This is a genomic window from Caballeronia sp. BCC1704 (assembly GCF_902833455.1).
Classification (GTDB): domain Bacteria; phylum Pseudomonadota; class Gammaproteobacteria; order Burkholderiales; family Burkholderiaceae; genus Caballeronia.
In genome coordinates, this window is the sequence record NZ_CADFFT010000002.1 from 784025 (window position 1) to 796500 (window position 12476).

Here is a 12476-nt window from a genome sequence, read left to right on the forward strand (position 1 = left end):
GCCGCGGGGATGCGGCATGGTCCATGATCCATCAGTCGTGCGCTTTTTCCCGCAGATCTCGCCGGCGATACCTTCCTCGCGCGACGCACGCACGACGCACGCACACACGAGCCACGGAGCGACGATGCAAACCCGCAAGATACCCGTCACGGTCGTGACCGGCTTTCTCGGCAGCGGCAAGACCACCTTGATGCGCCACATCATGTCGAATGCGCAGGGCTTGCGCCTTGCTGTCATCGTGAACGAATTCGGTGAGCTCGGCATAGACGGGGAAATCCTGAAGGGTTGCGGCATCGGTTGCGACGACGAAGCCGGGTCGTCGGAGCGCAATCTCTATGAACTCGCTAACGGGTGCCTGTGTTGCACAGTGCAGGAAGAGTTTTATCCGGTGATGGAGCAGTTGCTGGAACGCCGCGAGCGCATCGACCATGTGTTGATCGAGACGTCGGGCCTCGCGTTGCCCAAGCCGCTCGTGCAGGCGTTCAACTGGCCGTCGATCAAAAATGCCTTCACCGTGGATGCCGTCATCACGGTGGTCGATGGTCCTGCCGCCGCAAGCGGACAGTTCGCCGCGAACCCCGCAGCGGTCGATGCGCAACGCAAGGCCGACCCGAACCTCGATCACGAATCGCCGCTGCACGAGCTATTCGAAGATCAACTGTCCTCGGCTGATCTCGTGATCGTCAACAAGACCGACCTCATGGACGCCGACGCACTGCGCCGCGTGGAAGCGCTCGTGCGGCCCGAGATTCCGCCGCAAGTGAAGGTCGTGCCCGCGCAAATGGGCAAGCTCGATCTGCATGCGCTGCTCGGTCTGCAATCGGCGTCCGAGGACAGCATTCATCTTCGCCACGATCATCACGGTTCTGCCGACGACGAAGGCCACGTGGACCATCACCATGACGAATTTGATTCGGTCGTCGTCGAAGGACAAGTGGAATCGCGCGAACAGGCCATTGCGGCGTTGCAGGCGCTCGTGGAGAGTCACACGATCTATCGCGTGAAAGGGTTCGCCGCGCTGCCGGGCGCGGGCATGCGTCTCGTGGTGCAAGGCGTGGGCCGGCGCTTCGACAGCTATTTCGACCGGCGCTGGAACGAAGGCGAAGCCGCGAGCCGCTTCGTGCTGATCGGAGAAGACCTCGATCGTCAAACGCTGCAAACAGCGTTGAACGCGGCGCTGGCGAACGCGCTCGCGCAGGCCTGACGCGATGCATCTGTTACGCACGACGCCCGGAGGTTTCGTCGATGACGCGGCAGGCGTCATGCGTATCGAGCAGACGCGCGCACCGATCGTCGTGCTGAGTTCGGCCGATACCACGCTCGCACTGCTAGCAAGCGTGTTTCCGCGTCTGGAGCCGGGCTTTCCCGAAGTGCGGCTCGCGAATCAATCGTTTCTGCGCCAGCCCGCATCGGTCGACTTCTATGTCGACGATGTATTGCGTCATGCGCGCGTCGTCATCGTCGATCATCTCGGCGGTGAATCGTACTGGCGTTATGGCATCGAGCGAATCGTGGCGCTTGCCGAACGCGAGAAGCAGATGCTCGCCATGTTCTCGGGCGATCTCACCGAAGACCCGAACCTGATCAGCAAGAGCACCGCGGATGCCGCGTTCTGCCGCGAGTTGTCGCGCTATCTGCGCGAAGGCGGCGCGGGCAATGCCGAGGAATTTTTGCGCGCGATCGGTCATCGCGCATTCGGCTTCGGTCGCGCGCCGCAAGCGCCGCGTCCGCTGCCTGTCGTGGCCATCTATCATCCCGAGCGCGACATCGCCGCAATCGACGACTGGCGCGCGCGATGGACCGAAGGCGCGCCCGTCGTCGCGATCCTGTTTTATCGCGCGCATCTGCAAGCGGGCAACACCGCTGTATTCGATGCGCTCATCGAAGCGCTCGAAAAGGAAGGGCTGAATCCGCTGCCGATTGCGATCGCTTCCCTCAAGGAAAGCGTGAGCCGCGAAGTGATCGCGCGCTTGTGCATGGAGCATCGCGCATCGCTCGTATTGAACACGACTGCGTTTGCAGCAAGCGTGATCGGCGAAAGCGAAGACTTCGACATCGCGGGCGATGCGCCCGTCCTGCAAGTGATATTGAGCGGCGGCAATCGCGAAGACTGGGAAAAGGACAACCACGGCCTCAATTCGCGCGATGTAGCGATGCATGTCGCGCTGCCCGAGGTCGATGGCCGCATCATCACGCGCGCGGTCAGCTTCAAGGGACTCGCGTATCACTGTGCGCAGACGCAAGTGGACGTGGTCCGTTATCAGGCCGATGCCGAACGCGTGCGCTTCGTCGCCGAGTTGAGTCGCCGCTGGTGCAAGCTGCGGCATACGCCCAACCACGAGAAACGCATCGCGCTCGTGCTCGCCAACTATCCGGCGAGCGAAGGACGCATCGGAAACGGCGTGGGACTCGATACGCCGGCATCCGCGATCGGCATCCTGTCGATGCTCGCCCGCGAAGGCTATCGCGTGGGCGTATTGCCGGAGAGCGGCGACGCGCTCATTGCCGCATTGACGCAAGGCGTGACGAACGATCCCGTGGTTCGCGATATGCGACCCGCGTTGCAAAGCCTCTCGCTCGACGACTATCTCGACGCTTATCGCGCGTTGCCCGCCGATGCACGCGCCGCGCTCGAAAAGGCGTGGGGCGCGCCGGAAGACGATCCGACATTGAGGCGCGGCCGCTTCATGATCGCGGGCTATCGCTGCGGCGAAGTGTTCGTCGGCATTCAGCCCTCGCGGTCGCGGGAGCGCAACGACTATGCGAGCTATCACGATGCCGAACTCGTTCCGCCGCATTCCTATCTCGCGTTCTATTTCTGGCTGCGCATGCGCTTCAACGCGGACGCGCTCGTGCATGTCGGCAAGCACGGCAATCTGGAATGGCTGCCGGGCAAGAGCGTCGCGCTGTCGGCATCGTGTTGGCCTGATCTGATTCTCGGCCCGATGCCGCATCTTTATCCGTTCATCGTCAATGACCCGGGCGAGGGCAGTCAGGCCAAGCGGCGGGCACAAGCGGTCATCATCGATCATCTGATGCCGCCGCTTACGCGCGCCGAGAACTATGGTCCGCTGCAAGACCTCGAACGGCAAGTCGATGAGTACTACGAAGCATTGATGGTCGACGTTCGACGCGCGAAGCTGTTGCGCAAGTCCATACTGGCGAGCATCGTCGAGAACAAGCTGCACGAAGAACTCGGCCTCGATGCCCCGCGCGATACATCGGGCGAAGACGCGTTGCTCACGCGCGCCGATGCTTACCTGTGCGAGCTGAAAGAAGCGCAGATTCGCGATGGGCTCCATGTTTTCGGCGTGTCTCCGGAAGGCGTGCAGCGGCGCGATACGCTGCTTGCGCTCGGGCGTTTTCCGATCGGCGACGGTCAAGGCGCGAATGCAAGTATGATCACTGCGCTCGCACGCGACCTGCAATTAGGCGACGACTTCGATCCGCTCGATGCTGACTGGGCCGCGCCGTGGAATGGACCGCGTCCGCAGGCATTGCAGTCGATGAGCGATACGCCCTGGCGTCATCACGGCGACACGCGCGAGCGGCTGGAATGCCTCGCATTGCAGCTTATCGAGGGCAATGCGGCCGCACCTGGTCCGCATACGCAACGCGTGCTGGAACGCTTGCATGGCGATCTGCTCGCGCGGCTGGATGCATGCGGACCGCAAGAGTCGCTGCAACTGAAGCGCGGTCTCGAAGGCCGCTTCGTTCCGCCGGGGCCGAGCGGCTCGCCCTCGCGCGGCAGACCCGACGTGCTGCCGACAGGGCGTAACTTCTATTCGGTCGATACGCGAGCATTGCCGACGCAAGCGGCCTGGTCGCTCGGGCTCAAGTCGGCAAACATGCTCGTCGAGCGGCACGTGCAGGACCACGGCGATTATCCGCGTGCCATCGGTCTGTCGGTGTGGGGCACCGCCACCATGCGCACCGGCGGCGACGACATCGCGCAGGCGTTCGCGCTCATCGGCGTGCGGCCGAAATGGGCGGCGGGCAGCCATCGCGTCACCGACTTCGAGATTTTGCCGATCTCCATTTTCAACCGGCCGCGCATCGACGTGACGCTGCGTGTATCTGGCTTTTTCCGCGATGCATTCGCGAATCTCATGCATCTGTTCGATGCGGCCGTGCAGGCCATAACGGACCTCGAAGACGAGCCGGAAGACGTCAATCCGATTCGCGCCCGTATTCTGCGTGAGCGAGACGAGTTGATCGGACGCGGCATCGATGCCAAGGAAGCCCGGCTGCGTGCCGGCTGGCGCGTGTTCAGCACGAAGCCGGGCGCGTACGGCGCGGGCTTGCAAGAACTCATCGACTTGAAGCAGTGGGAAAGCGACGCCGACCTGTCTGCCGCTTATCAAAGCACGGGCGGCTATGCTTATTCGCAGGCCGGCGATGGTGTCGAAGCGCGTTCGACCTTCGGCGCGCGGCTCTCGACCCTCGATGTGGTGCTTCAGAACCAGGATAACCGCGAGCACGACTTGCTCGATTCGAACGACTATCACCAGTTTCAGGGCGGGATGATCGCGGCGGTGCGTTACTTGTCGGGCGTGCAGCCACAGGCGTACAACGCGGACCACAGCAACCCCGCCGCGCCGCGCATGCGCACGCTGAACGAAGAGATAGCGCGTGTCGTGCGCTCGCGCGTGGTCAACCCCAAGTGGATCGACGGCGTGAAGCGGCATGGCTACAAAGGCGCATCTGAACTCGCTGCGACGGTCGATTATCTCTTTGGTTACGATGCCACCGCGCGCGTCGTCTCCGATCATCAATATGCGCTCGTCACGGATGCCTACGTGAACGATGCCGATACGCGTGAATTCATCGCGCGACACAACCCGCATGCGCTCCAGTCGATCTGCGAGCGTCTGCTCGAAGCGATGCAGCGCGGGTTGTGGCAGGAACCCGGCGACTATCGGCAGTCCGTGACGCAGCATCTGCTCGATGTCGAGCAGCAACTCGAAGGCCGACAGACTTGAACGAAACCTCATTTTTTCCCGCGTTTCCATTCACCGCGCTGGTCGGGCAAGCGCCGTTGCAACAGGCGTTGCTGCTCGCGGCTGTCGATCCGTCATTGGGCGGCGTGCTCGTGAGCGGCCCGCGCGGCACGGCGAAGTCCACGGCGGCGCGCGCGCTCGCTGAACTCTTGCCGGAAGGAAAACTCGTCACCTTGCCGCTCGGCGCGAGCGAAGAGCAACTCATCGGCACGCTCGATATTCAAAGCGCGTTGCGCGATGGCGGCGTGAAGTTCTCGCCGGGCTTGCTCGCGAAAGCGCATCGCGGTGTCCTGTATGTCGACGAAGTGAACCTGCTGCCGAATCCTCTCGTCGATCAACTGCTCGACGTGGCGGCGAGCGGCGTGAATATCATCGAGCGCGACGGCATATCGCATCGGCATGACGCGCAGTTCGTGCTGATCGGCACCATGAATCCGGAAGAGGGAGAACTGCGCCCGCAATTGCTGGATCGCTTCGGGCTTGCCGTCGAACTTGCGAACTGCTTCGACGCCGACGTGCGCCAGCGGATCGTCAAGGCGAGACTCGCATTCGATTCGGACGCCGAAGCATTCCGCGTGCAGCACGCGGATAATCAGGCGGCGCTTGCCGAACGTATTGAAGCGGCGCGCGCGGCGCTCGACCAGTTCGATTTCGATGACGTCGTGCATGCGCATGTGAGCGAGCTGTGCATTGCGGCCAATGTCGACGGCCTACGAGCCGATCTCGTGATGCTGCGCGCGGCGCGTGCGCTCGCGGCGCTGGAAGGCGCGGAATACGTCGAAACGAAGCATGTCGATTGCGTGTCCGATGCGGTATTGCGGCATCGCCGGCGCGAGCCTGACGTGTCCTCTCGTGAATCACAGCGCCCGGAAGGCAGCGCGAATACCGCGCAAGGCGGCGACTGGGGTTACATGCCGCCGGAGCCCGTCGGCATCGCGAAGGTCAAGCAGGTCAGGCCGCTCGCCGCAAAAAAAGCCTGAGCCATCGAAGGCCCGACGCCGATGCGAACGCGCATCGTCTTCGATGGCAGGAGGCGCGTTCGCGTGGGCGAGAACATGGGCGTGAAGGGCTCGCTACTGCATCGGTCGACTGGATGGCGACGCTGCGCGCCAAGCGCAACGCACGCTTCGATGCCGGTCACTTGCGCTATCGACGCGGCCACGGCGAAGCATCCGCGCTGCATTGTTTCGTGCTCGATTGCTCCGGCTCGATGCTCGGCGGCGAACGCCTCGCGCGCGCGAAGGGCTTGCTGATCGCGCTGTTCGACCGTGCGTATCGCGAACGTGCGGAGGTCGCGCTGGTGTGCTTCGGCGGGGGACGCGCGGAAGTGCGTCGTCAGCCGGGCACGGCGCATTGGTTCAATGACCGCTGGATCGCGCCGATTGGTGGCGGAGGCGGCACGCCGCTCACGCTCGGGTTAGCGACGGCATCGACGGTACTTGCGCGGGCCGCGCGTCGCAAGCGGTCGCAACGCCGCTGGCTGTGGCTGTTGAGCGATGGACGCACCAACGAACGGCCCGCGGCGCCCGCGCTGGCGGACCGTATCGTCGTGGTGGATTTCGAGGAAGGACGCGTGCGGGTCGACGGGGCGCACGCGCTGGCGCTCGACTGGCGCGCGCAGCATATACCCGCCCAATCGCTTCAATACGAGCGAGGCGTATAGACCCATTCGCCGTTGCCGATCACGCGCGTCTTCGACGATCCGACGATCACCATCGTTCGCATATCGACGAGACCGCCGTGCAATTCGCCGAGCGTCACGACGCGCACCGTTTCCGCTGGACGTCCCACATCGCGGCCAAGCACGACGGGTGTAGCAGCGTCGCGATACTTCCGCACGATGTCGATTGCGCGATCGAACTGCCAGGGTCGCGCCTTCGATAGCGGGTTATAGAACGCCATCGCGAGATCCGCTTCGCTTGCATGCCGGATGCGATACTCGATCACGTCCCAGGGCTTGAGGTTGTCCGATAGCGACAGCACGCAGAAGTCATGGCCGAGCGGCGCGCCCGCGCGCGCGGCCGTTGCGAGCGACGCGGACACGCCCGGCACGATAGCGAGTTTCACGGCGGCCCATTCGGCATGCGTCGCGCGCCCCTCGTCGAGCGCTTCGAGCACGGCGGCAGCCATCGCGAAGACGCCGGGATCGCCCGACGATACGACCACGACCTTGCGCCCTTCGCTCGCGAGTTCGAACGCATGGCGTGCGCGCTGCAACTCCTCGCGGTTATCCGTCATGTGGATGCGCTGGTCTGCGCGAAACGGGCCGGCCATGCGTACGTACGTTTCATAGCCGAGAACGTCCTGCGCCGAAGCGAGCGCGGCTTGTGCGGCCGGCGTCATCAAGTCTGCGCTGCCGGGGCCGAGCCCGATGACCGTCAACGTGCCACGCGCGCGACCGATGGACTCCACGTCGAGAGGCGTGTGAGCCACGCTCAACGCGATTCCGTGGGCGCGAAGCGCGTCATTAGGCGGCTGTTCGCTGCTGAAGCGAAGGGGCACGTCGAGCGCGTTGGCGGCATCGCTGAGCGCATCGAACGTCATGCTTTCTGTCGGTGCGACCAGCGCGGCCAGCGCAAGCGGCGAGAGTCCGTGGTCGCGCAATGCATGATGAACGCGTTCAGCAATCGCATCATCCGGCGCTTCGATCCATGCGGCCACGCAACGCGGATGAATCATGAGACTGCTCTCGTCGTTCATCACATGCGGCGTGACGCGCACTGCAAGGCGCGCGTCCGCTGCGCGGGGCAAGTCGGCCTCATCGAGCCACGGTGCATGGCCTTCGATGCGCGTCGTTTCGCCCGCGAGCAGGTCGGACACGAAACGCTTGCCGCGCTCCATATCCGCCAGCGCGTAGCCATCGGGCGGCGCGAGCAGGCACATGCCGAAGCGCAGTTCGCCGCTCGTCGTGATCGCGGGCATGACATCGAGCGCCGCGCCGATCTCGCGCGCGAGCACATTCACGCCGCTCGTGCCACCGAGCAGCGGCACGACGGCGCTGCCATCCTGCGCGACCGCGAGCACCGGCGGCTCCGCGCATTTGTTCGTGAGACAAGGCGCCAGCGAGCGAATAACGATGCCCGCCGCGCACAGCGCGACGATAGGCGTGGCTGCCAGATAGAGCGCTCGCACGTGCGCGCCAAAATCGTCGTAGGCGATATCGGCATGAACGCGATTGGCGAGACCATGCACGAGCGACCCGGGATAACGCGCCTGAATACGGCGTGCGACAGGAAGCGCGCTTTCGCCGAGCACGACGATCGCAATCGATGACGCCGCGTTCATGCCTGCCATTTCTTCCCCGGCACGACAAGCAGCGAGAAATAGGGCGACGCCATCGGATCCACTTCATCGAGCGGCACGATCCGCTGATTCGCCATCGTCGCGCGCTCGACATAAAGCGCGCGCTTGTCCAACTCGAGATCGGTGAGCACGCGCCGCACTTTATCGAAGTTGCGGCCGAGCTTCATCACGACGGCAGCATCGGATGCTTCGAGCTTGCACTTCAACTCGTCTTCCGGCAGCACGCCGGACAGCACGCAGAGACTTTGATTGCGATAAACGAGCGGCACGCCGAGCACGGACACGCCGCCCAGCATCGAACAGACGCCGGGGACGACATGCGCATCGAAACGTCCGGCGAGACGGTCGTGCAGATACATGTACGAGCCGTAGAAGAAGGGATCGCCTTCGCAAATCACGGCGACATCGCGGCCCGCTTCGAGATGATCCGCAATGGCGAGCGCGGCTTCATCGTAGAACGCGCTGATGATCGTCTCGTAGCACAGCGGCGGTTCGAGCGCTTCGGTCGTTACCGGATACACGAGCGGCAGGCGCGTCTGCGCGTCGTCGAGATGTGCTTCGATGATGCCGAACGCGTTGCCCTTCTTGCCCTTCGCGACGAAATACGCGACCACCGGCGCGGACTTCAGAAGCCGCAGCGCTTTCACGGTGATGAGTTCGGGGTCGCCCGGACCGACGCCGAGGCCATACAGGCGTCCGCTCATCATTCGTTCTCCGAAGCAAGTGCGTTGACTGCAGCGGCGGCCATCGCGCTGCCGCCGCGTCGTCCGTTTAATGCGACGAAGGGCACGCCGCGGCTGTCGGCTACGAGCATCGCTTTCGATTCCGCCGCGCCGATAAAGCCGACCGGAAAGCCGAGAATGAGCGCGGGCTTCGGCGCGCCGGCATCGAGCATGTCGAGTAGATGAAAGAGCGCGGTGGGCGCGTTGCCTATGGCGACAACCGCGCCTTGCAGATGCGGCCGCCAGAGTTCGAGCGCAGCAGCAGACCGCGTGTTGCGCATCGCGCGGGCGCGCTCGGGCACGGATGGATCGCCGAGCGTGCAGATGATGCGGTTATGCGCCGGAAGACGCGCCTCGGTGATGCCGTGCGCGACCATGCGGGCATCGCAGAGTATCGGCGCGCCGGCTGCGAGGGCCGTGCGGCCCGCGTCGCCTGCGCCGGGAGAGAAGCGCAGATCGTCGACGATATCGACCATGCCGCACGCGTGAATCAGCCGCACGGCGAGCTTTTCGAGGTCGCGCGGAATGGCGCTCAAGTTTGCTTCGGCGCGGATCGTCGCGAAAGACTGGCGATAAATCTCGGCGCCGTCGCGGATATAGTCAAGCATCGGCATGGCTCCGGGCGAGCCACGCGGCCGCCTCTTCGATAGATACGTTGGGTGCGACGAGGCGCGCGTCGACATGCAAGTCATAGCGTCCAGGCGACACCGCAATCAATGTGTTCGCAACGGGATGCGCGGCGGCGCACGAGCGTTCGCAGCCGCTTAGATGCACATCGTCGTGCACAGGCAGCAGGGCGGCGAGGCGGTGCGCATCGGCTTTTGTATCAGCGCGACTCTTCGCGCAACCCGACGAACCGGCGCACGCGATGAGACGCGCGAGCGGATGATCCGCGCGCGTGACGAGGCCGAGCGCGTTCATGCGGTGGAGCACGTGTTCAGCATGTCGCGGCATGACGCCGGGTACGAGCACGCCTTGCCAGGGCGTCATCAAGAGCCGGCCTTGCGCGTGCGTCGAAGCAAGATCGGCGAGCGCGTCGAGCGTGGCGGCGTCGAGCCGTCCGAGTTGCGTCTGCGCGCCGACATACGCGTGCCCGCCGTCCGGCATCGGATGCGCGCCGAAGCGCAGCGCGTCGTTGACAGGCGCGCGACGCCAGGCAGTGTCGACGGGATCGAACGAAAGCATCGCGAGAAAGCGCGTCACGCCGATTCGCGCGAGCAGGTCACGCATGCGATGTTCGTCGTTCGAAGCGTGCGCGACGAACGCGCGCAGCACCGCGAGAACGAAGTCCACGACACGCTCTCGCGCGACGCTGCCGAGCGCGGGTGAGTCGTTCATACGATGCGGCATCGAGCCCGCGAAACCGAACGCGTAACGCCCGCCGTCGTCGAGCGCGGAAAGCCAGAGATCGTGCGGATGATCGAGCATCGCCAGCCGTTCGCCGCCGTCGAGTTGCAGCGCGAACTTCGGCGACAACGCGTGCAGCGCGGCATCGCCCTGCATTGCGGTGACGATGGCGGCGGCAAGGCCGCGCGTGGCGTCGCTCGCGAGCGGACTCAGCATCACGTTGCGCAAGTCGTCGCCGCCTTCCGCTTGCGGACCGAGCCCCGCGTTCAGCGCGATATCGACGAGTTCCGCGTGGGCATCGGCGCGAATGCCGCGCAGTTGCAGATTCGCGCGATTGGTCAGCTCGATGACGCCCGAGCCGCACCGTACGGCCGCGTGCGCGACGGCATGCGCCGCGTGCGCGTGGAGCTCGCCGCCGGCAAGGCGCAGGCGCGCGAGCCCGCCGTCGCGCGCCTGCACGATGCGCATGAGGCCGGGACAAGCCGATGGCCGCGGTGTCGGAAAAGAAGCGTTCAAAAGCGTGACCGGTGCGATTCTCGCTTCGGGCGATGCCACCGGTACACCCCGCCCGGACGGCGTCGCGCGAATAATGCGTGCAAAGCGTGTATAGCGTGGAAAGCGTGAGTCGGCAGGTCTCTTGGCTGGCAGGTCTGCGCCCGCGCCGGCCTTCCCGGTATAAACCAGTGGCAGTGGAGCGCGGACTCGCTGCGTACAATTGCGGGGGCAGCCACAGTTTCGCTGTGTTCCCTGTTAGGCCCGCGGGTTGAACCGTTGGGCACCGACGTACCGATGTATTATGCCCGCTTTTATCGACCATCAGAACGCTTCGTGCACGGCATCGTCGCATGAAGCGCGTCGCGAACCGCAAGGAGGGCACGCCCCATGTCGAGCTGGCTGACCGTGGTAGGCATCGGCGAGGACGGCTGGCAGGGCCTGAGCCGCGTGGCGCGACGCGCGCTTGTCGAGGCCGGCGCGGTCCACGGCGGCGAGCGTCATCTTGCGCTCTTGCCCGCGGGCATCGCCGCGCGCCGCGTGCCGTGGCCCAGCCCGTTTTCTCTCGATGCCGTGCTCGCCGAGCGCACGCGCGGCATGCCCGTATGCGTGCTCGCGAGCGGCGATCCCATGTTCTTCGGCGTCGGCGCGACGCTCGCTCGCGAGCTTTCCGTCGACGAGATGCGCGTGATTCCCGCGCCTTCGTCGCTGTCGCTCGCCGCTGCGCGTTTGCACTGGGCGTTGCAGGACGCGCGCTGCGTGTCGCTTGTCGGGCGGCCCGTTGCGTCGCTGCTTGCGCATGTGTTTCGCGGCGAGCGCCTGCTTGTCCTGAGCGCGGACGGCGCGACGCCCGCTGCGATCGCTTCGCTCTTGACGGCGCATGGATTCGGCCCGAGCCGCATGACCGTGTTCGAGCATCTCGGCGGCGCACACGAACGCCGCATCGACGAGCGCGCGGACGACTGGCGCGACCCGTTCGTGGCGTCGCTCAATCTCGTGGCCATCGAATGCCGCACGCATGCGGGTCATGCCGGTCCGCCGCTCACGCCCGGCCTGCCCGACGACGCGTATCGCCACGACGGCCAGTTGACCAAGCGCGATGTGCGCGCCGTCACGCTCGCGCGCCTTGCGCCGCAGCCGCGCGAACTGCTGTGGGATGTGGGCGCGGGCTGCGGGTCGATCGGCATCGAATGGATGCGCGCGCATGTGTCCTGCCGTGCCATCGCCATCGAAGCGAACGAGGGCCGGCAGCGTCTGATCGAACATAACCGCGATGCGCTCGGCGTCCCCGCGCTCCAGCTCGTCAAGGGCGAGGCGCCCGCCGCGCTCGCGGGCCTCCCCGCGCCCGACGTCGTGTTCATCGGCGGCGGCGTGACCGTGCCGGGCGTGCTCGATACGTGCTGGTCGCGGCTGCGTCAGGGCGGGCGGCTGATTGCGAACGCGGTCACGCTGCAAAGCGAAGCGGCGCTCGTCGACTGGCGCGCGCGGCATGGCGGTGAACTTGTGCGCATCGGCGTGGCGCATGCGGAGCCGCTTGGCGGCTTCGATACGTGGCGACAAGCGTTGCCCATCACGCTGCTCTGCGCGAGCAAGCCTTGACCGCATTCGACGC

9 protein-coding genes and 1 riboswitch are annotated in these 12476 nt (G+C 65.2%); of the genes, 5 read left to right on the top strand and 4 right to left on the bottom strand.

The features are described from left to right. Positions 1–124 precede the first annotated feature (124 nt). The 4 genes from cobW (at position 125) to HWX53_RS13270 (ending at position 6663) form a co-directional block, all read left to right on the top strand. The gene (gene cobW, locus HWX53_RS13255; RefSeq protein ID WP_175941460.1) at positions 125–1204 is read left to right on the top strand and encodes a cobalamin biosynthesis protein CobW; all 1080 of its coding nucleotides are present in this window, start codon (positions 125–127) and stop codon (positions 1202–1204) included. Between the two features lie 4 nt (positions 1205–1208). Continuing rightward, positions 1209–4982, top strand: coding sequence for a cobaltochelatase subunit CobN (gene cobN / locus HWX53_RS13260; RefSeq protein WP_175941461.1), 3774 nt, complete (start codon positions 1209–1211; stop codon positions 4980–4982). Continuing rightward, positions 4979–5980, top strand: coding sequence for an ATP-binding protein (locus HWX53_RS13265; RefSeq protein ID WP_175941463.1), 1002 nt, complete (start codon positions 4979–4981; stop codon positions 5978–5980). The genes cobN and HWX53_RS13265 overlap by 4 nt, the downstream gene beginning before the upstream one ends. Before the next feature lie 113 nt (positions 5981–6093). Then, positions 6094–6663 (top strand): VWA domain-containing protein, encoded by a 570-nt coding sequence (locus HWX53_RS13270; RefSeq protein WP_175941465.1) that lies wholly within the window; start codon positions 6094–6096, stop codon positions 6661–6663. Here HWX53_RS13270 and cobJ read toward each other — a convergent pair. Genes cobJ through cobG form a run of 4 tightly spaced genes read right to left on the bottom strand, consistent with a single transcriptional unit; the run spans position 6642 to position 10840 of the window. Further along, entirely contained in the window at positions 6642–8285 is a 1644-nt protein-coding gene (cobJ, locus tag HWX53_RS13275; RefSeq protein ID WP_175941467.1) for a precorrin-3B C(17)-methyltransferase, read from the bottom strand. The genes HWX53_RS13270 and cobJ overlap by 22 nt on opposite strands. Next, on the bottom strand, positions 8282–9010 hold the full coding sequence (locus HWX53_RS13280) for a precorrin-2 C(20)-methyltransferase (protein WP_175941469.1): 729 nt from the start codon (positions 9008–9010) through the stop codon (positions 8282–8284). The genes cobJ and HWX53_RS13280 overlap by 4 nt, the downstream gene beginning before the upstream one ends. Then, a complete protein-coding gene (locus HWX53_RS13285) occupies positions 9007–9633 on the bottom strand; it encodes a precorrin-8X methylmutase (protein ID WP_175941471.1) in 627 nt (208 codons plus the stop codon). Before HWX53_RS13285 ends, HWX53_RS13280 begins: the two co-directional genes overlap by 4 nt. Beyond that, the gene (cobG, locus tag HWX53_RS13290; RefSeq protein ID WP_175941472.1) at positions 9626–10840 is read right to left on the bottom strand and encodes a precorrin-3B synthase; all 1215 of its coding nucleotides are present in this window, start codon (positions 10838–10840) and stop codon (positions 9626–9628) included. The genes HWX53_RS13285 and cobG overlap by 8 nt, the downstream gene beginning before the upstream one ends. Before the next feature lie 141 nt (positions 10841–10981). Continuing rightward, positions 10982–11170, bottom strand: a riboswitch (cobalamin riboswitch). Between the two features lie 84 nt (positions 11171–11254). On the opposite strand from cobG, the gene cbiE reads away from it, so the two are divergent. After that, positions 11255–12463 carry a precorrin-6y C5,15-methyltransferase (decarboxylating) subunit CbiE gene (gene cbiE, locus HWX53_RS13295; protein ID WP_175941474.1) on the top strand — a complete coding sequence of 403 codons (1209 nt, stop codon included), beginning with the start codon at positions 11255–11257 and terminating at the stop codon, positions 12461–12463. Positions 12464–12476 lie beyond the last annotated feature (13 nt).

Coding starts and splice junctions, on each gene's coding strand:
- cobW (WP_175941460.1), top strand. CDS start 125: ATGCAAACCCGCAAGATACCCGTCACGGTCGTGACCGGCTTTCTCGGC.
- cobN (WP_175941461.1), top strand. CDS start 1,209: ATGCATCTGTTACGCACGACGCCCGGAGGTTTCGTCGATGACGCGGCA.
- HWX53_RS13270 (WP_175941465.1), top strand. CDS start 6,094: ATGGCGACGCTGCGCGCCAAGCGCAACGCACGCTTCGATGCCGGTCAC.
- cobJ (WP_175941467.1), bottom strand. CDS start 8,285: ATGAACGCGGCGTCATCGATTGCGATCGTCGTGCTCGGCGAAAGCGCG.
- HWX53_RS13280 (WP_175941469.1), bottom strand. CDS start 9,010: ATGATGAGCGGACGCCTGTATGGCCTCGGCGTCGGTCCGGGCGACCCC.
- HWX53_RS13285 (WP_175941471.1), bottom strand. CDS start 9,633: ATGCTTGACTATATCCGCGACGGCGCCGAGATTTATCGCCAGTCTTTC.
- cobG (WP_175941472.1), bottom strand. CDS start 10,840: ATGCGCATCGTGCAGGCGCGCGACGGCGGGCTCGCGCGCCTGCGCCTT.
- cbiE (WP_175941474.1), top strand. CDS start 11,255: ATGTCGAGCTGGCTGACCGTGGTAGGCATCGGCGAGGACGGCTGGCAG.